This window comes from Actinomadura terrae (assembly GCF_022751215.1).
Lineage (GTDB): Bacteria > Actinomycetota > Actinomycetes > Streptosporangiales > Streptosporangiaceae > Spirillospora > Spirillospora terrae.
This window is the reverse complement of sequence record NZ_JAICDG010000002.1, coordinates 393,588-414,445: the sequence shown is the minus strand read 5'-3', so window position 1 is coordinate 414,445 and position 20,858 is coordinate 393,588. Positions and strand designations below refer to the sequence as shown.

Genomic DNA, 20,858 nt, shown 5'->3' with positions numbered 1-20,858 from the left:
CCTGCCTGCCGCTCACGGGAGGAAGGGCAACGGGCTGTCGTTGCCGGGCCGGTTACGTTGCTGACCGCCTTGTTTCTGGCCGCCGCCCGGCAGGCCGCCGTTCGACGGGAGCTGGAGCGAGGCCGGGATCGGGATGAGGTTCTGGATGTAGGAGTCGAACCAGCGGCCGGTGCCGGTGACGTCCGCGAACTGGCGGGCGAACGGCGCGAACAGCTGGAGGATGCGGTCGAGGTTGTCCTGGTTGCGCAGCAGGATCGCGTTGGTCTTGCGCAGGTTGTCCAGCATCGGGCGCAGCTGCGCCTCGTTCTCCTTGATCAGCGCGTTGACCTGCTGCGACAGCGTCACCGTGTTGACGAGCAGCTGGTGGATGACCGCGCGCCTGGCCTGGACGGCCTGGAGCACCTTGTCGCCGTCCTGGACCAGCTTGGCGAAGTCCTTGTTGCGGTCGGCGAGCAGCTGCGAGACGTCCTTCGCCTTGCCGGTGAGCTCGTGGAGCTGGTCGTCGCGGGAGGCGACGGTGTTCGACAGCCGCCGCAGCCCGCGCAGCGACGCCCGGATCTCCTCCGGCGAGTTCTGGAACGTCTGCGAGAGCACGTCGAACGACCGCGCGACCTCCCGCTCGTCGATCTTCTGGAACTTCTTCGTCAGCTCACTGATCGCCGGGACGACCTCGAAGGGGACGTGCGTCCGGTCGATCGGGATGTGCCGGCCGAGCGTGCCCTTCCCGCGCGGGGTCAGCGCCAGGTAGTGCGCGCCGAGCACCGTCTTGATCTTGATGTCGGCGCCGGTGCGGTCGCCGAGCCGGACGCCGTCGTCCACCCGGAACGTGACCTTCACGTGGTCGCCGTCGAGTTCGAGGCCGGTGACCTTGCCGACCTTGACGCCCGCGACGCGGACCTCCTCGTCGGACTTCAGCCCGGCCGCCTCCTTGAAGTCGGCGGTGTGGGTCGTGCCGCCGGACAGGAACGGGATGCCGTCGAGGTTCAGCGCGACCGCCAGCGCCACGATGATGACCGCGAACCCGGCGAGGCCGATGGGGATCGGGTTGCGCTCCCGGAACGGGACCCTCATCTACTTGCACCTCGCGTTCTCGTTCACGAGCGCCGGGGTCTGGATGGCCGGTCCGCCCGGCAGCCGCACCCTCGCGTCGAAACCGCAGATGTACATGTTGAACCAGGAGCCGTAGGAGGAGATGTTGACGAGCTTCTGGAGCCGGCCCGGCGTCCGCTGGAAGCCCTGGTCGAGCACGCCGCTGTTGGCGTTGAGCGTGCCGGTCAGCTGCCGCAGGCCCGCGATGTCGTCCTTCAGGTCGGGCCGGACGTCCTTCAGCAGCCCCTGTGTCGTCCCGGTCAGGTCGTTGATCGCCGCGACCGAGTCGAAGATCGCCTGCCGGTCGTCGGCCACCCCGCCGACGAAGCCGCGCAGGTCGGTGATCAGCTGGTTGATCTCGTCGTGCCGCTCGTTGATCGTGCCGAGCACGGCGTTCAGGTTGTCGATCACCCTGCCGATCACCCGGTCGCGGTCGGCGAGCGTGTTGGTCAGCGACGCGACGTGCCCGAGCAGGCTGTTGACCGTCCCGCCCTCGCCCTGGAGCGTCTGGACGATCTGGAACGCGAGCCGGTTCACATCCCCCGGCTCCAGCGCCTTGAACAGCGGCCGGAACCCGTTGAACAGCGTCGTCAGGTCGAGCGCGGGCGTGGTCTGGCCGACCGGGATCGTCCCGCCGGGACGCAGGTACTCGTTGGAGCGGCCGGCCCCGTCGGTCAGCGCGACGTAGCGCTGGCCCATCAGGTTCCGGTACCGGATCTGGACCTTCGTGGACGCCGGCAGCCCCGCCTCGAACACCCCGCCCTTCTTGACGCTGAACGTCACCTCGGCCTGGTTTCCGTGGTGCAGCCGGATCTTCTCGACCTGGCCGACCCGGACGCCCGCGACCCGCACGTCGTCCTTGGTCAGCAGCCCCGCGACATCGGTGAAGATCGCCTTGTAGCTGCGCGTCTCGCCGAAGTGGACGCCCGAGATCGTCATCGCCAGCACCCCGGTCGCGAGCGAGGTGAGGACCACGAAGATCCCCAGCTTGATCGCGGCACTCGTCGTCCTCACCGGACCGTCACCACCGATCCGCGCAGCAGCGGCGCCAGCATCAGCTGCGACAGGTCCGAGAGCTGCTCGGACGGGGTCCGCGTCATCGGCGCCGCGATGCTCTTGACCCGCTCCTTCTCGCTCATCGACCCGGGGTCGACGAACACGCTCGACAGGGCCCGCCCGCGGCCACCGGGGCCGGCGGGGGTCCCGTTACCGGTCGGGGTGCCGTTGCCGTTCGGGTCGTCGGGGTTCTTCCACCACAGGTCGTCCTGCGTGCCGTCCAGCGCGAGGTAGTCGGGGAAGGGGACCTTCGGGTTCGGCAGGCCGTAGCAGCGCGGGTTCCGCTGGTCCTTGGCCTCCGGCTTGTCCAGCGGGTACTTGTAGGCCGGACGCGGCTTGACGATCTCGATCGTGAGGTTGAAGGTCTTGGAGCCGTTCGCGCCCGCCGCCCGCTCGGCCTCGCCCTTCAGCTTCATCATCCCGGCGAGCACGCACGGCAGCGACGGCGAGTACCGGGCGATGACGCCGAGCGCGTCCCGGTTCGCGATGTTGAAGCCGATGATCTTCGGGCCGTTCCGCCGCATGAACGCGTCGCCGTCGTCCGCCAGGCTCGTCACCGCCGGGATCAGCTGCTCGATCGTCGCCTTCCGGTCGGTGATCGTCTTGCTGGTCACGTTGAGGTTGCGGAGCGTCTGGAGCAGGTCGGGCGCCGCCGCGGTGTAGATGTCGGAGACGTCCGACAGCGCGTTCAGGTCGTGCACCAGCGTGCCCAGCTCCGGGTTGACCTTCCGCAGCAGCGCGTCGGCCTGCTCGATGTCGCGGCCGATCTGGTCGCCGCGTCCCTGGAGCGCGGTGGCGAGGGCGTTCAGCGTCGAGTTCAGCTCCTTGGGCTTCACCGCCTGGAGCAGCGGGAGCAGGTCGTCCAAGACCTTGTTGACCTCGACGGCGGCCTGCGAGCGATCCTGCGGGATCACCTGCCCCCCGCGCAGGCCCGGCGCGCCCGCGCGGTCGGGGATCTCCAGGTCCACGTACTTCTCGCCGAACAGCGTCTTCGGCAGCAGCCGCGCCTGGACGTTGTTCGGGATCAGCTTGGCCTTGTCCGGGTCGAGCGCGAGGTGCAGCCGGGCGCCGCCGTCGGTCGCCTCCGTGCCGCGCACCTCCCCGACGATCAGCCCGCGCACCTTCACGTCCGAGTGCGGCAGCAGTTGCAGCCCGGCCCGCTCGGCCGCGACGTCCACCCTGGTCACCGGTGTCAGCGCCTTGTTGAACAGCGCGACCGTCAGCGCCAGCAGCAGCGCCACCGCGACCAGCATCGCGAGGCCGAGCAGCCGGTATCGGAACCGTTCCCTCATCGCGCCCTCACCCCGCGATCCGCACGGACGTGGAGGCGCCCCAGATCGCCATCCCGAGCATCAGGTCGACCACGTTGATCACGACGATGCTGGTGCGGACGGCGCGGCCGACCGCGATGCCGACCCCCGCCGGGCCGCCGCTCGCGTGGTAGCCGTAGTAGCAGTGGATCAGCATGACCAGCACCGCGAACACGATCACCTTGCCGAACGACCACAGGATGTCGTTCGGCGGCAGGAACAGGTGGAAGTAGTGGTCGTAGGTGCCCGTCGACTGCCCGTAGAACAATGTGACGATCAGCCGCGTCGCGCCGTAGGAGGCGAGCAGCCCGACGATGTACAGCGGCACCACCGCGATCATCCCGGCGATCATCCGGGTCGTGACCAGGAACGGCATCGACGGGACGGCCATGACCTCCAGCGCGTCGATCTCGTCGGAGATCCGCATCGCGCCGAGCTGCGCGGTGAACCCGCAGCCGACCGTCGCCGACAGCGCCAGCGCCGACACCAGCGGCGCGATCTCCCGCGTGTTGAAGTAGGACGCGACGAACCCGGTGAACGCGGCCGTGCCGATCTGGTTCAGCGACTCATACCCCTGGAGGCCGACCTGGCTGCCGGTGAAGAACGTCATGAACCCGACGATCACCACCGAGCCGCCGATCACCGCGAGGCCGCCGGTGCCGAGGCTGACCTCCGCGAGCAGCCGCAGCACCTCTGTCCGGTAGCGGCGCAGCACCCGGAACGTCCACGCGAACGCGCGGAGGTAGAACCAGAGCTGGTGCCCGAGGTCCTCCAGCCGCTGCAACGGGACGCCGAGCCACCGGAAGAACGTCCGGCGCGAACCGCCCGCCGCCGCGCTCATCGCCGCACCCCTCGCGGCGCCCAGGTCCCCATCACATGCCCTTCGACGGGACGAACTGGAAGTACAGGGTGGAGATCAGGAAGTTCTCCAGGAACAGCAGCATGAACGTGATGACGACGGTCTGGTTGACCGCGTCGCCCACGCCCTTCGGCCCGCCCTTGGCGTTCAGCCCCTTGTAGGCGGCGACGAGCCCGGCGGTGATCCCGAACACGAACGCCTTCAGCTCGGCCTGGAGCAGGTCGGGCAGCTGCGCGATCGCGTTGAAGGAGGCCAGGTAGGCGCCGGGCGTCCCGTCCTGGAGCATGACGTTGAAGAAGTAGCCGCCCATCAGCCCGACCACCGACACCAGGCCGTTGAGGAACACCGCGACGAACGCGCAGGCGAGCATCCGCGGCACGACCAGGCGGTGCAGCGGGTTGATGCCGAGCACCTCCATCGCGTCGATCTCCTCGCGGATCTTCCGGGAGCCGATGTCGGCGCACATCGCCGAGCCAGCGGCGCCCGCGACCAGCAGCGAGGTCACCAGCGGGCTCGCCTCCCGCACGATCGCCACGACCGCGGTCGCGCCCGTGTAGGACTGCGCGCCCAGCTGCCGGATCAGCCCGCCGACCTGCAACGACAGCACGCCGCCGAACGGGATCGCGACCAGCATCGTCGGGACGACGGTGACGCTGACGATGAACCACGCCTGCTCGATGAACTCCCGCCACTGGAACGGCCACTTGAACATCGCGCGGAAGGTGTCCAGGCACAGCGCGAAGAACCGGCCCGGCTCCTTGATCGCGACGTTGGCCGCGCCGTCGGTGACCCGCCGGAACACGCCGGGGGACGCCTCGTCGGCCTCGTCCCCGCGCCGGTCCGCGTCGATACCGGGTGCGGCCATCAGCGGCCCGCACCCGCGCCGGACGACCTGGGCGGCGGCGGGTCGCCCGGGAAGCGGCCGCCGGGCGCGACGGCTTCGCCGGGCGCCATGGACGCGACGTAGCGCGGCCACTCCTCCACCCAGTTACGGCCGAGGTCGTCGACGAACGAGCCGGGCGGCGGCGTCACGCCGTGCGCCGCGCACCACGCGCCCGGGGCGTGCTGACCGGCGCGGACGCGGCCGTCGCTGGTCATGAGCTGCGGCGGGATCGGCGGCAGCCGTCCGGGGTCGCGGCCGAGCGCGGCCTCGGCCTCCAGCTCCGAGACGTCCTTCTCCTCCGACATGCCGATCGGCCCGACCGTGCGGGCGTTGAGGAACTGCCGGACGACCGGCTCCTCGCTGGACAGCAGCATCTCGCGCGGCCCGAACATCACCAGCTCGCGCAGGAACAGCAGGCCGATGTTGTCGGGCACGGTGCGGGCGGTGTTGATGTCGTGGGTGACGATCAGGAACGTCGCGCCGATCTCGGCGTTGAGGTCCACCATCGTCTGGTTCAGCAACGCGGTGCGGACCGGGTCGAGGCCGGAGTCCGGCTCGTCCACCAGCAGGATCTCGGGGTCCAGGACGAGCGCGCGGGCCAGCCCGGCGCGCTTCTTCATGCCGCCGGAGATCTCGCCGGGCAGCTTGCGCTCGGCGCCGATGAGCCCGACCAGCTCCAGCTTCTCCATGACGATCTGCCGGACCTGCGACTCGGACTTCTTCGTGTGCTCGCGCAGCGGGAACGCGACGTTGTCGTAGAGGTTCATCGAGCCGAACAGCGCGCCGTCCTGGAACAGCACGCCGAACAGCTTGCGGGTCTCGTACAGCTTGGACTCGGGCAGCCGGGGCAGGTCGCGGTCGCCGATCCAGATGTGGCCGCGGTCGGGCTTGAGCAGGCCGACCAGCGACTTCAGGAACACCGACTTGCCGGTGCCGGACGGGCCGAGCAGCACGGAGATCTCTCCGGCGGGGACGGTCAGCGACACGTCCTGCCAGATGGTCTGACGGCCGAAGGACTTCGTCAGGCCCTCGACCCTGATCTCGACACCCACTCGTCACCTTTCGTCCAGGCCGGGGGGCTCCCGAACCACTGAGCGAGTAGCACGCGGGCGGTGACACCTCGTGTCCACCCTGTTGCTACCGTCCGGTAGCCGTGACGGGTGCCACTACCGTAGCGGCCCGTCGCGCAAATGGAAGGGGTTCGGTCCCAGTTCAGCGGTGAAATGCGACGTTGTAAGACAATCGTTACTTACGGCGCTGCCGGGGACGATGGGGCGTGACGGGGCCACCGCGTCAGACGGGACGCTACGCCCCGCACCCGGCCCCACACAACCCGTTCGGGAGGACGCGAATCCGGGAGGACGCGACGAGGCGGCCGCCCCACCGGGTGGGACGACCGCCTCGTCGAAGAGAAGCGTTCGGGCCGTACTACTTGACGGTCACCGAAGCGCCGGCCTTCTCCAGGGCCTCCTTGGCCTTGTCGGCCGTCTCCTTGTTGACCTTCTCCAGCAGCGCCTTCGGCGCGCCGTCGACCAGGTCCTTGGCCTCCTTGAGGCCGAGGCTCGTCAGCGCGCGAACCTCCTTGATGACCTGGATCTTCTTGTCGCCGGCACCCTCGAGGATGACGTCGAACTCGTCCTGGACGGCGGCCTCCTCGCCACCACCGGCACCACCGGCGGCGGGGGCGGCGGCCACGGCCGCGACCGGGGCGGCGGCCTTGACGTCGAACGCCTCCTCGAACTCCTTCAGGAAGGCGGACAGCTCAAGAAGGGTCATCTCCTTGAAGACGTCGAGCAGTTCGTCGTTGCTGAGCTTCGCCATGGTGTCTCCTCCGCTATGGCTTCAGTGTTTAAGGGGAACCGCGGGTGCCTATTCGGCGGCGGGCGCGTCGGCCGGAGCCTCGGCGGGTGCGTCGGTCGCCGCGTCGTCGGACGCGTCGGCCGGAGCCTCGGTCGCGGCGTCGGCGGGCGCCTCGGCGGTCTCGCCGGCCGCCTCGCGCTTGACGCGCAGGGCCTCGGCCAGCTGCGCGGCCTTGGTCGGCAGGGCGTTGAACAGCGCGGCCGCGTTGCTCATGTTCGCCTTCATCGCACCGGCCAGCTTCGCGAGGAGCACCTCGCGAGACTCGAGGTCCGCGAGCCTGGCGACCTCGGAGGCGTCCATCGACTGACCGTCGATGAAGCCGCCCTTGATCACCAGCAGCGGGTTGGCCTTGGCGAAGTCACGCAGGCCCTTGGCGGCCTCGACCACGTCGCCCTTGACGAACGCGATCGCCGACGGGCCTTCGAGCAGTTCGCTGAACTGCTCGTCGACACCGGCCTCGCCCGCCGCGCGCCTGGTCAGCGTGTTCTTCACCACGGCGAACCTCGCGTTGTCGCCGAGGTTGCCACGCAGCTCCTTGAGCTGCGCCACCGTGAGCCCGCGGTACTCGGTCAGCACGGCGCCGTTCGAGCTCTCGAACTCGGCTTTGAGCTCGGCGATCGCCGCTGCCTTCTCGGCCTTGGCCATGGGGCCTCCTTCCGATTACCTGGGGAAGCCGCCGGGGCGAAAAGCTCCAGAAAAACAGGAACGCCCCGGCGTAGGCGCACGGGGCGTGACACGACGCGGAGGTCATGTGAAGCTCTCGTCTCACCTACGCGGGCCGCCCGAATCTCTTCGGGTCCTTCGGTCGCCTCGTGGGAGGCGACGACCGGCGGTCTTCGGCAGACAACAGCGTACGCGTTCGCCGTCCTCATACCAAATCAGGAGGGGCCGCGCCGTTCCCGGCGCGGCCCCTCCCCTACGTCAGGCGATCAGGTGCCGGCCGGGGGCTTCAGCCCGTTGCCGAGCTGCCCGAGCATCTCGCCGAAGTCGCTGGTCGCACTCGCGGGCGGCGCGGTGATCTGCACCGGCTTGCCGAAGTCGTGGAACCGCATGGTGATGGTCATCTTGCCGTCGGCGGCCTGGCCCGACCGCATCGCCATCTTGCGGGGCAGCTGCTGGTCGTCCACCCACAGGTCGAAGGCCATCGAGTCCATGTTGAGCTTGTCCATGGCCTGGCGCTTGCGCTGCTGCTCCTCGGCCGGCAGCTTGGCGAGCGCGTCCTCCAGCCGGTAGGTGCCGGTGTAGTGCGTCGTCTTGACGCCGTCCACCGTCTCCTCGCCGACCTCCCGGACGTCCTTGGAGGCGGTCAGCATCTTCGTGGTCTCCACCGGGTCCGTCTGCCGCGACTGCTCCATGAGCTGGTCGAGGTTCATGCCCGACTTCTTGCCCAGCTCGTCCAGCGAGATCTTGAGCCAGGGCTTGCCCGTCTTGACGCCGAGCTGCGCCAGCATGGGCATCTTGATGTACATGGTCCGGCCGACCAGCCGCTGCTCCATGCCGGGCATCGACCGCCCCGCGACCGACATCTGGTCGAACCGCATGCTGAACGCCAGCTCGGGCTTCAGCCGGTACTGCACGCTGCCCGTCATCGACGTGTCGCCCATGGCGGCGCCCTGCATCTGCATGGACAGGTCGGCCTTGAACGCGTCGGTCTGCCCGGTCTTCTGCGCGGTCCTGCCCAGCACCTGCGCGGCGGTCAACTTGATGTTCTTGCCGGCCTCGTCCACCTTCGTACCGGAGTCGCCGAGACAGCCGGTGAGCGAGAGGGCGAGGCCGGCGGCCACCGCCGTCCCCACGGTGAAGCGACGGATCATCTGGGGGTCTCCTTCGTCTGGTCTGAGTGCCCGAGCGCTCCGGCCGGACGCAAAGTAGGACGCAGAGGAGACTAGCGGGGTTCGTTTTGTCCGCGCTGCCGCTTTTCCAACCGTGGCTAGTTACCGCCGAACAACGATCCGAGTGAGAGCTCACCCACCTGGTCCGACGGCGGCGGGTTCACGCCGAACGACTTTCCGTAGTCGCTGTAAAGGACGGTCACGGTGCCGTTCTCGGCCTGCGAGCCCGTCACCTTCGACTCCAGCTTGCGCGGGAGGTTCTTGCCGTCCGTCCACAGGTCGAAGCTGATCTTCCCGTTGTCGTTGCTCTTCGGCAGCCACTTCTCGACGTGCTGGCGCGCCTGCGGGTCCAGCCGGTTCAGCGCGTCCCGCACGGTCACCGTGCCGCGGTAGTGCGTGGTCTTCACCCCGTCGATCGTCTCGGTGCCGACGCGCGCGGCGTCCTTGGAGCCGGTGAACATCTTGGTCTGCTCGGCCGGGTCCACCTGCTGGACCTGGTTCAGCAGATCCCCGAGGTTCAGGCCGCCGCGCTGCGCGAGCTTGTTCGCGTCGATCTTCACCCACGACTTGCCGCCGCTGACGAACTGCGCCACCTGCGGGACCTTCGCGTACAGGACGTTGTCGGTGTAGATCGCCTGGCCCTTGAGGCCCGGGGCGTCCCGTCCGCCGAGGCTGAACTCGTCCAGCTTCGCGGTGAACTTGAGCGTCGGACGCAGCCGGAACTGCCCGTTCGCGTGCACCTTGCCGCCGCCCGTCCCGGTGCTCCGCACGGTGAGGTCGGCCTTGAACGTGTCGGCCTGCCCGGTCTTCTCGGACGATTTCAGCAGCGCCTCGTTGGCGCTGAGCTTCACGTTCTCCGTCGAACCGTTCCCCGATCCGTTGTCCCCGTTGCATCCGGACAGCACCAGCGCCGCGCCCACCGCGGTACCGCCGGCCGCCACCACGATTCGTCGGTTCATGGGGGTTGAGCCTCCTTCGTCGCCTTCAGGTGACCCCAGTCTCGCCGCGGGCCCCCAGCCCTACATCCCCCGGTGGTACGAATGCCCACCAATCCGCTACGACCATTGGCGTACCGCTCCTGGACAGTGATCCGAAACGACTGCGGAGGTCGTTCCGGTACTGCGCCCGTCCCGAACGGTCTTGGAGGGGCTGGTCGCCCGCGTTCGCACCGTGGTCCGGTTCCCTCAGATCCTGTCCGCGGTCCGGGCCGGGTGGGCGGGTTTCCTCGCGCTCCCTGTCACCGGAAGGGGCCTGGGTGGTCCGATGCCCCTGCTCATCGCTCTGGTGAGCAGGGGGCGGTGCCGTCCGTCGCCGGATCCGATGCCCGAGAGCGCGTCGTCCGATCGCGATGCTCGCCGCGTCGTGCCGGGACGTCTTGCGCGTTGTGGAGCTGGTGGGGGCCTGCCAGTGCTGGGCTCCCCACCGGGAGGTGTAGGCGGGGTCGACGGCTATCACGCCGATGCCGGCCTCGGCGCACATGGCCAGCAGCCGGGCGCGGAGCCTGCCCGTGGGAATGCCGGAGATCAGCTGCCGGAACCGTTTACGGCGGCCGTGCTTCTCGCGGGTGGATGAGTCGGTGAAGTCGAGGTCTTCGATCGCGATGGCCCGCACGCCGACGGCCCGGGTCCAGCGTAGGAGGCGTCCACCCCGACCACGCCCCCGGCCCGCAGCGCATCCAGCGGCACGGTCGGCAGGTCCTGACGCTTCCAGGAGGCGTCCAGGTACCAGCGTCCCCGGCGGGTGTCGTAGTGGATGCGGTAGGCCACCGCTCGGTTGGCTTGGACCCGGTCGGCCCATTCGGCGCCCCGGTGCGCGAAAGCCACGCGCGCCGCCAGGACGTACCGGCCGGGCTTGACGTTGGCCAGCCCGGCGAGCGGCGCCGGGAGCCGGATCGAGACCTCCCCAGCGGGGGTGACGCGGATGGTCTCGTTACCGAACCGCTTGCCGGATTCGCCGTCGGCGGTGAGGAACCACCGTGCCGCCTCCCATCTCGCCCGCCATTCCCGCACGGTTGTGTCTGCGGCCGCTAGGTTGTGACGCTGCTTGGCCAACCGGCGGCCACCGCGTACCACCGACACCCGCCCCGCGTCACGCGCGGCCGCCACCCGCGCGTACTCAGCCTCCAGAATCGCCAGCCGACGCGTCTTGGTGAACCATTCGTGCTTGCTGCGGTACCCGCCCGGCCGTCCCTTGCCGCCCTTCTCCCCGACCGGCAGTGACAGCCGGTACGCGACCGTGCGGGCCCCCGCCTCCAACGACCGCAGGTGCGCCCACTGCGCACGTCGCGCAAGACCCCACTGGTCGTGGGTATGGGAGGTGACCGACCCTGCCCACCGCGAAGACGACACCGCCGTCAACTCCCGCTTCCGCGCGGCCCAGGTGTCGGTGGAATGCGCCAGGCCATCCCGACACCGCCGGGTCAGGTCACCCGACGCCAACGACCCCATGTGCGCGCCTACGGCCCGCAACACCTCCTCGTCCTGCGGTGTCAGGCCCTTGAGCCGGTCCCGGATGCTCACCCCGGTCGGCCCCTCGGCCACGAACGGCCGGGCGATGTCCCGCAACCTCTTCTGCTCAGCCATGCTCAGCCGCCCTCAGCGCCTTGCGAGCACGATCGCGCGCCGACCGGTGCCCGTACAGACGGGCACACAACGAGGCCAAGATCTCAACCATGTCCCGTACCAGGTCGTCTTTGTCCTCACCTTCGTCCAGGACGATTCTCACGGAACCAGCGATACGCCGTACGCGGCCCAACGCCCTGCGCCCTCATCCATTCCGTCAGGTTCACGTCACTCACCGTACGCATGACATCTCGCGAGCACTCGTCAACACTCACAGACCAACAGGCCCTTGCACGCCAGGCTCTGGCGCCTCTGCGGGGTCAGGGGGCGGTGGGGGTCTTTGCGGTGGTGAGCCTGGTTTCGATCGTGTCGGCGGCTCGGGGAGCGCCGCCCGCGGCGTGAACGTCGCGCTGCATGGCGCGCAGGCGCTGCTTGGTGGCGGCGTCGTCCAGCAGGTCGCGGACGGCGGCGCGCAGCCGGTCCGGGGTCGCCTCGGCCGGGGAGAGGCACCGGCCCAGACCGAGTTCGGCGACGCGGTCGGCGGTGGTCTGCTGCTCCGGCGTGTGGGGCACCGCGACCATCGGCACGGCGGCGGCCAGCGCCTCCATTGTGGAGTTCATCCCTGTGTGCGTCACGAACACGTCGGTGTGTGCGAGCACCGCGGGCTGCGGGACGTGCTGGTGCGCCTCGATGCCTGCGGGCAGCGGGCCGAGGTCTGTCGGGTCCAGGTCGCGGCCGACCGACAGCACGACCTGGTACGGCTGGCCGGTGAAGGCGGCGACGCAGGTGCGGAAGAAGGCCGGGTCGCTGATGATCGTGCCCAGCGAGACGTACACCAGGGGCCGTCCCGGCGGGGTCCAGCCCTCCGGGTCGGACGTGCGGGTGGGGCCGACGAAGGCGTAGCGGTCGTCGAAGGTCTCGTTGTGCACGTGGAACGACCGGGGCTGGTAGACGAGGTTGGACGCGGCGGGCCGGTAGAAGTCGTGCAGCTCGAACGGCGGTATGCCGTGCCGGTCCAGCACCGTCGCGAGCAGGGCGTCGAACTCCGCCCTGATCGGGCTCGCCGCGAACATCCCGACGATGAACTGCCCGAAGTCGTAGCCCTCGCTGGCGGCATGGGCGCTCCATGATTGGACGCGCGGGACGTCCCACTTCGCGGCCAGCATCGCGCCCTCCCACGCGAGCCAGTCGTTGACGATCAGGTCGGGCCGGTCGCCGGCGTAGCCCGCCTCGATCTGCGGCAGGGCGTACTCCAGGTCCTGGAGGAGGGCGAGGGTGGCGCGCGCCGCCGCGTCCATGCCGTCGATCACGATCGGCTCGCTCGGGCGGCGGTCGTAGGGCAGGACCTGCGCGCCGGTCTCGCGGACGCGGTCCGCGACCGAGGCGGGGGCAGGGTAGCTGACCCGGTGGCCCCGGGCGACCAGCTCCCGGGCGATCGGCAGCGTGGGGTTGAGGTGACCGGACTCGGGCGGGCTGAGGAAGGCGATGTGGGCCATGGCGGACTCCTTCAGGACGGGGGGCGCTCGTCGGGGTCGAGCCCGAGGAGCCGGGCGAGCAGGGCGATCTGGTCCGCGTAATGGCGGACGAACTCGGCGGAGCGGGGGTCGGTTCCGCACGTGGCGTCGATCATGTGCGGGAGCGTGGTGGGCGCCATCGCGGCGGCCATCAGGGCGATGGTCAGGCAGGCGGGATCCAGCTCGGCGGGCAGCCGGCCCTCGGCCTGCAAGGCGCGGATCTCGTCGGCGCCGCTGCGGGGGCCGTCGGCGCCCTCCACCGGCTCCTGCGAGGGGCCGGTGTACTCCAGGCCGTTCCAGGCCAGCAGCCGGACGCCGTCGGGGTTGTTCAGCGCCTCCAGCGCGTACCGGCGGAGCTGCTCGGGCAGCGGCGTGCCGGGCGGCACCAGCTCGCCGCGCCGCTCCTGCCAGTGCCGCGAGACGGCCTGGTACAGCCCCTCCTTGCCGTCGAAGTAGTACGAGATCAACTGCACGTTGACCTGCGCCCTGGACGCGATCGCGGCGATCCGGGCGCCGGCGTACCCGTGCGCGCCGAACTCGACGAGCGCCGCGTCCAGGATCTGCTTGCGCGTGCGCTCGGCGTCGCGCTGCCGCTCCTGCGACTTGGGGGACCTGCGTGGCTTCTTCTCGGGCATGGCCCGATCATATGAGCATGTGAGTTTGTTATGTCAATGCTTATTTCAATCAAACACTTACTTGACTAGGCAGGGGCGCGATCGATTATCGGGTTGCCGTATAGCGCTCGCGACCACCCCGAGGAGGCCCCCATGACCCGCACGGTCGAGACCCGGCACACCCCCGCGTCGGCTCTTTACCGGTGGCGCTGGGCCGGGCTGTGCGTGATCCTCGTCGGGGCAGTCATGGACATGCTCGACGCACTGGTCACCACAATCGCCGCGCCGTCCATGCGGCACGACCTCGGCGGCTCGACCAGCATGATCCAGTGGGTCGGCGCCGCTGACACGACGGCGATGGCAGAGCCGTGCTGGTCCCGCAGGGGTTCGGGCTGATCCGGGACATGTTCCCGCCCACCGAGACGGGCGCCGCGTTCTGCGTGTTCGGCCCGGTCATGGGCCCGTCCTCGGTCGGCGGCCCGGCACCGGCTGGCGGATGATCTTCCTGGTTAACCTTCCGGTCGGCCTCGCCGCCGTCGCCGCGGATCTCCGTTTCCTGCCCCGGCCCGGGGACGGCGCAGGGCGGGCTCGACCTGACCGGCATGCTGCTGGTCGCGTCCGGCACGCTGCTGCTGATCTATCCGCTGGTCAGGGCGGGAGCTGCACTGGCCGGTTTGGACGTTCGGGTCCATGGCCGCGTCGCTCGCGGTCTTCGGCGGCTTCGCCCGGCACCAGGTGCGGCGGCGACGGCCCGGCCGCGCCACGCTGGTCACGCCCGGCCTGTTCGGCAAGCGGGCGTTCAGCGGCGGCCTGGTCCTCAGCCTCTAGGTGCAGTCGGGGTTGCACTGCACGCCGCCGAGGGCGGGCCTCGCCAACATCCCGCTGGCCGTCGGCACGATCGTCGGCTTCGCCGTGGTGCGGCCCCTGCGGCGGCTCGGCCGCACGGTCATCCACGGCGGCACGGTCGTGGCCATCGCGGGGGTCACCGGCGTCATCGCCACCCTGCCCCTGGCCGGCCAGGGCGTCTCACCGTGGCAGCTCGCCCCGGCCCTGCTGGTCACCGGGCTCGGCATGGGCCTGGTCATGGCGCTGTGCTTCGCCACCGTCCTGGCCGGGGTCGAGCCGCACGAGAGCGGCTCGGCGGGCGGCACGCTCGGCGCCGTCCAGGAGCTCGGCAGCGCCCTGGGCGTGGCCGCGTTCGGCACGATCTTCTTCGGCCGCCTGCCGGACGCCGGTTTCGACCACGCCATGGCCGTCACGCTGTGGGTCGTCGCCGCGATGGCGGCGGTGTGCTTCGCCGCCACGTTCCTGCTGCCCAGGCCCGCCCGTGCGTGAGAGCTGGTGAAACGGCGGCAGGGCGCCCCCGAAGTCTCGGGGACGCCCTGCCGGTGTGTTTGTGGCTGGTCAGGCCGTTTCGAGGTCGGACGCGAGGTTGCGGACCGCGTTCGGGTCGAGCGGGATGCTCGGGCCCATCGAGGTCGTCAGCGCCGCCTTCTTGACGTAGCGGCCCTTGGCGGCCGACGGCTTGAGCCGCTGGATCTCCTCGATCGCCGCCGCGTAGTTCTCCACCAGCTGGCGCTCGGCGAAGGACGCCTTGCCGATCACGAAGTGCAGGTTCGCGTGCCGGTCCACCCGGAACTCGATCTTGCCGCCCTTGATGTCGGACACGGCCTTCGCCACGTCCATCGTGACCGTGCCCGTCTTCGGGTTCGGCATCAGGCCGCGCGGGCCGAGGACGCGGCCCAGGCGGCCGACCTTGCCCATCTGGTCGGGCGTCGCGACGACCGCGTCGAAGTCCAGGAAGCCGCCCTGGATCCGCTCGATCATCTCGTCCGAGCCGACGAGGTCGGCACCGGCCTCGCGGGCCTCCTCCGCCTTCGCGCCGCCCGCGAAGACCAGCACGCGGGCGGTCTTGCCGGTGCCGTGCGGCAGGATGACGGTGCCGCGCACCATCTGGTCGGCCTTGCGCGGGTCGACACCGAGCCGCAGCGCGACCTCGACGGTCGCGTCGAACTTGGTGACGGCGGTCTCCTTGGCCAGCTGCACGGCCTCGACCGGGCTGTACAGCCGGTCGCGGTCGATCTTCTCGGCCGCGGCGCGGTAGCCCTTGCTGCGCTTCATCTTCCGGTTCCTCCAATTGGAACGTTGTGGTACGGGCCAGCGCCGGCCCTGCCACGGTGGTGCCTGATACAGGCTGTTACTTGACGTCGATGCCCATCGAGCGGGCGGTGCCCGCGACGATCTTCTCGGCGGCGTCGAGGTCGTTGGCGTTCAGGTCGGGCATCTTGGTCGTGGCGATCTCGCGGATCTGGTCGCGGGTCACCGAGCCGACCTTGGTCTTGTGCGGCTCGCCGCTGCCCTTCTCGACACCGGCGGCCTTCAGGATGAGCTGCGCGGCCGGCGGCGTCTTGGTGACGAAGCTGAACGACCGGTCCTCGTAGATGGTGATCTCTACGGGGATGACGTTGCCGCGCTGGGACTCCGTGGCAGCGTTGTACTGCTTGCAGAAGTCCATGATGTTGACGCCGTGCGGGCCGAGCGCGGTACCGACGGGCGGCGCCGGGGTCGCCTGGCCGGCCTGGAGCTGCACCTTGACCAGCGCGGCTATCTTCTTCTTCGGAGGCATGCGAACCCCTTTGTCCCAGTTATCGGTGGTTCCGACTCCCGGTCGTCCGGGCAACACGGCGGCTGGGACGAATCCGCCGTGTAGGAACCGTTGAAGTCTCGCTACCCCCGCGTGCGCAGGGAGCAATGGTGTTTCCCGGCCGAAGATCGAAACGAGCACCGGACCACCCCCGCGTGCGCGGGGAACCCGTCCAGGATACGGCCTGGGTGGAGCGGCTCGGTCAGATCTTGGAGACCTGGTTGAACGACAGCTCGACCGGCGTCTCCCTGCCGAAGATCGAAACCAAGACTTTCAGTTTCTGCTGCTCAGCGTTGATCTCGTTGACGGTCGCGGGGAGCGTGGCGAACGGGCCGTCCATGACCGTGACGGACTCGCCGACCTCGAAGTCGACGGTCGCGGCGACCTTGGCCTGCTCCTTGGTCTTGACGACGCCCTCCTCCGGCTCGGGGGCGAGCAGGTTGGCGACCTCGTCCAGGCTCAGCGGGGACGGCTTGTTCAGCAGGCCGACGAAGCCGGTCACGCCCGGCGTGTTGCGGACGGCGGCCCACGACTCGTCGGTCAGCTCCATCCGGACGAGGATGTAGCCCGGCAGCACCTTCTCGTTGACCTTCTGGCGCTTGCCGCCCTTGATCTCGGTCACCTCGTGCTGGGGGACCTCGATCTGGAAGATGTAGTCCTCCATGTTGAGGGTCTGGGTGCGGGTCTCGATGTTGGTCTTGACCCGGTTCTCATACCCCGCGTAGGAGTGCACGACGTACCAGTCGCCCGGCTGGAGGCGAAGCTGCATCTTGAAGTCGGCGTAGGGGTCGGCCGGCGGGCCGGCGTCCTCCTCCTCGGCTTCCTCGGCCTCGGCGGCCTCTTCGCCGTCGGCGCCCTCGACCGCCTCGGCGAGTTCGGAGGCACCCTCGGCGGCGTCCGCGGGCGGCTCGTCCTCGCCCTCGGTCTTCGTGTCCGCGGGCTCGGCCTCGCCGGCGGCGACGGCAGCCTCGGCCGTCTCGTCGGCGGGCTCGGCCGCCTGGTCGGCCGCAGCAGCCGCAGCGGACTGGGCCTCTTCAACGGCCTCGTCGTAGGGCTGTGAGGACTCGGACACGATGACTCTTTCTCTCGTACGGTCTGCGGTGATGTAACTGGCGCCGGTGCGGCGGCGACCGCCCCGGCGAAATAAGGGGATCAGGCGAAGATCTGGTAGATCAGCTTCTGGAGACCCCAGTCGGCGCCGGACACGATGCCGACCATGACCAGCACGAACACGAGCGAGACGGTCGTGTAGGTGATGAGTTCACGGCGCGTGGGCCAGATGACCTTGCGCAGTTCGGCGATGACCTGGCGCACGAAGAGGGGAGGCGTGGTCCGCTTGTGCGCGGCCCTGCCCTTGCCTTCGTCCTTCTCCGCGGCCTCGCCGCGCGTCTCAGTCGCCATCGTCGCCGTTCACCTCATAGGTCGTGGTCCGACCACCCTGGTGGTTGTCGCGCGTGCCCGTGCCACGGGGTGCCACGGCGACCGCCGTAGCGCGGACGGCGCGGTGCGCGCACCGCACCTCGCAGGGCAGGAGGGACTCGAACCCCCAACCGCCGGTTTTGGAGACCGGAGCTCTACCAATTGAGCCACTGCCCTTCATTCTCCGGGTGGAGAACCCCGGTCACGGAACCGGGCCGTGCCCCGCCACCAGTCTAGAACCTGCCGCCTCCGTGGGCGGACAGCCTCGTATACCGATGACGCGTCACTTGGAGGGTGAGTCTACGTCCCACGGGCCCCCGCGTCGAACCAGAGCGCCGGAGATCATCGGGCGGCCGCGCGGGCGGCCCGTCCGACCGGCGGGTATATATGTCACGGGTGAGGGGGCGGCGTCTGTAACGATAGGGGCATGAGCATCGACCGTCCTCGCATCTCCAAGCGCATCGCCGCGATCTCCGAATCCGCCACGCTGGCCGTCGACGCCAAGGCCAAGGCGCTGAAGGCGGCGGGCCGCCCGGTCATCGGGTTCGGCGCGGGCGAGCCCGACTTCCCCACCCCCGAATACATCGTGGAGGCGGCGGTGGCGGCGTGCAGGGTGCCGCGCTTCCACAAGTACACGCCCGCGGGCGGGCTGCCCGAGCTGCGCTCCGCCATCGCCGACAAGACCGCCCGCGACTCCGGCTACCAGGTCGAGGCCGGGCAGGTGCTGGTCACCAACGGCGGCAAGCAGGCGGTGTACGAGGCGTTCGCGGCGCTGCTCGACCCGGGCGACGAGGTGATCGTCCCGACCCCGTACTGGACGACCTACCCCGAGTCGATCAAGCTGGCGGGCGGGGTGCCGGTGGACGTGGTCGCCGACGAGACGACCGGCTACAAGGTGAGCGTCGAGCAGCTGGACGCCGCCCGCACCGAGCGAACGAAGGTGCTGCTGTTCGTGTCGCCGTCCAACCCGACCGGCGCGGTCTACACCCGCGACGAGGTCGAGGCGATCGGCCGCTGGGCCGACGAGCACGGCCTGTGGGTCGTCACCGACGAGATCTACGAGCACCTGGTGTACGGCGACGCCGAGTTCCACTCGATCCCGGTCGTGGTGCCGGAGCTGGCCGACCGGACGCTCGTCCTGAACGGTGTCGCCAAGACGTACGCGATGACGGGCTGGCGGGTGGGCTGGCTGATCGGCCCGGCGGACGTGGTGAAGGCCGCCGCGAACCTCCAGTCGCACGCGACGTCCAACGTGGCGAACGTGTCGCAGGCGGCGGCGCTGGCGGCGGTGACCGGCGACCTGTCGGCGGTGGCGGAGATGCGCAAGGCGTTCGACCGGCGGCGGCAGACGATCGTGCGGATGCTGAACGAGATCCCGGGCGTCGTGTGCCCCGAGCCGGAGGGCGCGTTCTACGCCTACCCCTCGGTCAAGGCGCTGATCGGCAAGGAGATCCGGGGGAAGCGCCCGCAGACGTCGGTGGAGCTGGCCTCGCTGATCCTGGAGGAGGCCGAGGTGGCGATCGTGCCGGGTGAGGCTTTCGGGACGCCGGGCTACTTCCGGCTCTCGTACGCGCTCGGCGACGACGACCTCGTCGAGGGCGTGTCGCGCGTCGGCAAGCTGCTGTCCGAGGCGGTCTGAACCGCATCGCACAACCAGACAAGAAAGGCGACCGGCCCCGGAGGCACCCCTGCCCCGGGGCCGGTCGCATGCTGGACGGGGCACACCGGGTCCCGTCCGTGGTCCTGCGTCATTCCGTGGTCTTACAAACTGTCACTTCGGCGGGGCGTCCCGTGGCGGCCCCTCTCCGCCGTGGGACGCCCCGCCGGAGCGGGAATTCGCCTCGGGTGTCCGTCCCCTCCAGAGCCGTCCTAGGGACGGACTCCCTCGGCGATTCGCATCAACTGCCCTTCCGCCGACCCACCCGCCTGCACGATCACGCCCACGCCGGGGCGGGCCAGCCAGGACACCTGCCGTCCGGCCCGTCCGGAACCAGGGACGTCGCTGGTGAGCGCGGGCGTCCCGGCTACGGACGTGCGGTCGGGCATGCCGTGCACCGGGGCGAGGTCGGTGATCCCGAACCCGCTGCCGCGCACGATGGCGATCTCGACCCAGCCGCCGGGTCCGCGCCATGCGCACGTGGTGGTCCTGCGGCCGTCCTCGCCGGTGCTCGCGCAGGGCTTGGACGGGGTGAGGCCGTCCGGCAGGAACGTCACCCAGCCGGGCAGCCCCCGGACGGGAGGCAGCCCCGGTTTGGCCGGGTGCTGCTCGGGCCCGCCCCCGGGTGGACGAGCGCCCGGCGACTCGTGCGCGGGGCCCGTCCCGGGCTTCCCCTTCGCCGGTGGGGAGGTGGGGACGCCCGGGACGGACGGCTTCTCCGGTTGCTGGAGCACCGAGACACCGGTCGGCGACTGGCTGCTCTCGGGAGCTCCGGCGGGCGTGGCCCTGAACGAGTGGTAGGTGGGCACGAAGGCGACGGCGGCGACGGACGCGGCGGCGACGCCCACCGTGACGCGGATCCGGGTGACCCGGCGCCGGTGGCGGCGCCGCACGTCGGCGACCAGCGAGGGCGGCGCGGTCGCGGTCGCGACCTGCTCGGCCATCGCCTTCCGTAGTTCGCTCTCCAGGTCCATCGCTCAGCTCCCCAACGGCGCCAGGTGACTGCCGAGGCGCTCCCGGAGCCTGGCGAGCCCCCGGGATGCCTGGCTCTTGACCGTCCCGACGGAACAGCCGAGAGCCCGCGCGGTCTCCGCCTCCGAGAGGTCCTCCCAGAAGCGCAGGACGAGCACGGCGCGTTGCCGCGGCCCCAGCTTGCGCAGTTCGTTCATGAGCGTCCCCCGTAGCTCCACGGCGTGGTCGGACGAGGCGGCCGGGGTGTCGGGCAGCCTCGCCATCTGGATCTCCCGCAGCACCTTCCAGCGCCGGGACCGGCTGATCACGAGGTTGACCAGGATCCGGCGGACGTAGGGTTCGGGATCGGTGTCGGCGTCCAGCCTGCCCCAGTGCCGGTACGCCTTCTCCAGCGCGGTCTGGAGCATGTCCTCGGCGTCCTGGTGGGCGCCGCACAGCAGCGACGCGGTTCGTAGCAGCGCGTTGCCGCGGTCCGTCACGAACTCCACGAACGAACTGTCGTCTCGACGCGCCACTGTGCTCCGTCCGGCTGAGAGCGGATACGCCTGCCGAGGACGGGCGGCCCCCGCGCCGGAGCCGCCCGTCCGC

At 70.1% G+C, this 20,858-nt stretch carries 23 protein-coding genes and 1 tRNA gene; 4 read left to right on the top strand and 20 right to left on the bottom strand.

Annotated elements, in window-relative coordinates:
- Window positions 1-12: 12 nt before the first annotated feature.
- From K2F47_RS12090 to K2F47_RS12025, 13 genes are all read right to left on the bottom strand, one after another.
- The gene (locus tag K2F47_RS12090) at window positions 13-1,071 is read right to left on the bottom strand and encodes an MCE family protein (protein WP_242902957.1); all 1,059 of its coding nucleotides are present in this window, start codon (window positions 1,069-1,071) and stop codon (window positions 13-15) included.
- A complete protein-coding gene (locus K2F47_RS12085) occupies window positions 1,072-2,103 on the bottom strand; it encodes an MCE family protein (RefSeq protein WP_242902956.1) in 1,032 nt (343 codons plus the stop codon).
- A complete protein-coding gene (locus tag K2F47_RS12080; RefSeq protein ID WP_242902955.1) occupies window positions 2,100-3,437 on the bottom strand; it encodes an MCE family protein in 1,338 nt (445 codons plus the stop codon). The genes K2F47_RS12085 and K2F47_RS12080 overlap by 4 nt, the downstream gene beginning before the upstream one ends.
- A 7-nt stretch (window positions 3,438-3,444) precedes the next feature.
- Window positions 3,445-4,296, bottom strand: a complete 852-nt coding sequence (locus K2F47_RS12075) for an MlaE family ABC transporter permease (protein WP_242902954.1) — start codon at window positions 4,294-4,296, stop codon at window positions 3,445-3,447.
- 31 nt (window positions 4,297-4,327) lie between these two features.
- On the bottom strand, window positions 4,328-5,179 hold the full coding sequence (locus K2F47_RS12070) for an MlaE family ABC transporter permease (RefSeq protein ID WP_443611970.1): 852 nt from the start codon (window positions 5,177-5,179) through the stop codon (window positions 4,328-4,330).
- The gene (locus tag K2F47_RS12065) at window positions 5,179-6,249 is read right to left on the bottom strand and encodes an ABC transporter ATP-binding protein (RefSeq protein ID WP_242902953.1); all 1,071 of its coding nucleotides are present in this window, start codon (window positions 6,247-6,249) and stop codon (window positions 5,179-5,181) included. The genes K2F47_RS12070 and K2F47_RS12065 overlap by 1 nt, the downstream gene beginning before the upstream one ends.
- A 376-nt stretch (window positions 6,250-6,625) precedes the next feature.
- Window positions 6,626-7,018, bottom strand: coding sequence for a 50S ribosomal protein L7/L12 (rplL, locus tag K2F47_RS12060; RefSeq protein ID WP_156219795.1), 393 nt, complete (start codon window positions 7,016-7,018; stop codon window positions 6,626-6,628).
- A 48-nt stretch (window positions 7,019-7,066) separates the two neighbouring features.
- The gene (gene rplJ, locus K2F47_RS12055; RefSeq protein ID WP_372490844.1) at window positions 7,067-7,702 is read right to left on the bottom strand and encodes a 50S ribosomal protein L10; all 636 of its coding nucleotides are present in this window, start codon (window positions 7,700-7,702) and stop codon (window positions 7,067-7,069) included.
- 284 nt (window positions 7,703-7,986) lie between these two features.
- On the bottom strand, window positions 7,987-8,871 hold the full coding sequence (locus K2F47_RS12050) for an SCO4651 family lipoprotein (protein WP_242902952.1): 885 nt from the start codon (window positions 8,869-8,871) through the stop codon (window positions 7,987-7,989).
- A gap of 116 nt (window positions 8,872-8,987) precedes the next feature.
- On the bottom strand, window positions 8,988-9,848 hold the full coding sequence (locus K2F47_RS12045; protein ID WP_242902951.1) for an SCO4651 family lipoprotein: 861 nt from the start codon (window positions 9,846-9,848) through the stop codon (window positions 8,988-8,990).
- A 564-nt stretch (window positions 9,849-10,412) separates the two neighbouring features.
- On the bottom strand, window positions 10,413-11,453 hold the full coding sequence (locus tag K2F47_RS12040; protein ID WP_242902950.1) for a hypothetical protein: 1,041 nt from the start codon (window positions 11,451-11,453) through the stop codon (window positions 10,413-10,415).
- Between the two features lie 317 nt (window positions 11,454-11,770).
- Complete coding sequence (locus tag K2F47_RS12030) at window positions 11,771-12,946, bottom strand: macrolide family glycosyltransferase (protein ID WP_242902949.1); 1,176 nt, start codon at window positions 12,944-12,946, stop codon at window positions 11,771-11,773.
- 11 nt (window positions 12,947-12,957) lie between these two features.
- Entirely contained in the window at window positions 12,958-13,599 is a 642-nt protein-coding gene (locus K2F47_RS12025) for a TetR/AcrR family transcriptional regulator (protein ID WP_242902948.1), read from the bottom strand.
- A 132-nt stretch (window positions 13,600-13,731) separates the two neighbouring features.
- Here K2F47_RS12025 and K2F47_RS12020 point away from each other — a divergent pair, with 132 nt between their 5' ends.
- The 3 genes from K2F47_RS12020 (at window position 13,732) to K2F47_RS12010 (ending at window position 14,913) form a co-directional block, all read left to right on the top strand.
- Window positions 13,732-13,974: an MFS transporter gene (locus K2F47_RS12020; protein ID WP_242902947.1), complete on the top strand. Its 243-nt coding sequence runs from the start codon at window positions 13,732-13,734 to the stop codon at window positions 13,972-13,974.
- A gap of 294 nt (window positions 13,975-14,268) precedes the next feature.
- Window positions 14,269-14,406, top strand: a complete 138-nt coding sequence (locus K2F47_RS12015) for a hypothetical protein (RefSeq protein WP_242902946.1) — start codon at window positions 14,269-14,271, stop codon at window positions 14,404-14,406.
- The gene (locus K2F47_RS12010) at window positions 14,407-14,913 is read left to right on the top strand and encodes an MFS transporter (protein ID WP_242902945.1); all 507 of its coding nucleotides are present in this window, start codon (window positions 14,407-14,409) and stop codon (window positions 14,911-14,913) included. It abuts the gene before it with no gap.
- A gap of 69 nt (window positions 14,914-14,982) precedes the next feature.
- Here the strand turns inward: K2F47_RS12010 and rplA are convergent, their stop codons facing one another.
- The 5 genes from rplA to K2F47_RS11985 form a co-directional block, all read right to left on the bottom strand.
- Entirely contained in the window at window positions 14,983-15,699 is a 717-nt protein-coding gene (gene rplA, locus K2F47_RS12005; protein ID WP_242902944.1) for a 50S ribosomal protein L1, read from the bottom strand.
- Window positions 15,700-15,775: 76 nt separating this feature from the next.
- Complete coding sequence (rplK, locus tag K2F47_RS12000) at window positions 15,776-16,204, bottom strand: 50S ribosomal protein L11 (protein WP_242902943.1); 429 nt, start codon at window positions 16,202-16,204, stop codon at window positions 15,776-15,778.
- Between the two features lie 220 nt (window positions 16,205-16,424).
- Window positions 16,425-17,294 (bottom strand): transcription termination/antitermination protein NusG, encoded by an 870-nt coding sequence (gene nusG, locus K2F47_RS11995; protein WP_242902942.1) that lies wholly within the window; start codon window positions 17,292-17,294, stop codon window positions 16,425-16,427.
- 80 nt (window positions 17,295-17,374) lie between these two features.
- Window positions 17,375-17,623, bottom strand: coding sequence for a preprotein translocase subunit SecE (gene secE, locus K2F47_RS11990; RefSeq protein ID WP_156219803.1), 249 nt, complete (start codon window positions 17,621-17,623; stop codon window positions 17,375-17,377).
- Window positions 17,624-17,745: 122 nt separating this feature from the next.
- A tRNA-Trp gene (locus K2F47_RS11985) sits at window positions 17,746-17,818 on the bottom strand.
- Window positions 17,819-18,068: 250 nt separating this feature from the next.
- Between K2F47_RS11985 and K2F47_RS11980 the strand changes: the two genes are divergently transcribed.
- Complete coding sequence (locus K2F47_RS11980) at window positions 18,069-19,280, top strand: pyridoxal phosphate-dependent aminotransferase (RefSeq protein WP_242902941.1); 1,212 nt, start codon at window positions 18,069-18,071, stop codon at window positions 19,278-19,280.
- Window positions 19,281-19,510: 230 nt separating this feature from the next.
- Here the strand turns inward: K2F47_RS11980 and K2F47_RS11975 are convergent, their stop codons facing one another.
- The gene (locus K2F47_RS11975; RefSeq protein WP_242902940.1) at window positions 19,511-20,272 is read right to left on the bottom strand and encodes a hypothetical protein; all 762 of its coding nucleotides are present in this window, start codon (window positions 20,270-20,272) and stop codon (window positions 19,511-19,513) included.
- A gap of 3 nt (window positions 20,273-20,275) precedes the next feature.
- Window positions 20,276-20,758, bottom strand: a complete 483-nt coding sequence (locus K2F47_RS11970; RefSeq protein WP_242902939.1) for a SigE family RNA polymerase sigma factor — start codon at window positions 20,756-20,758, stop codon at window positions 20,276-20,278.
- Window positions 20,759-20,858: the final 100 nt, after the last annotated feature.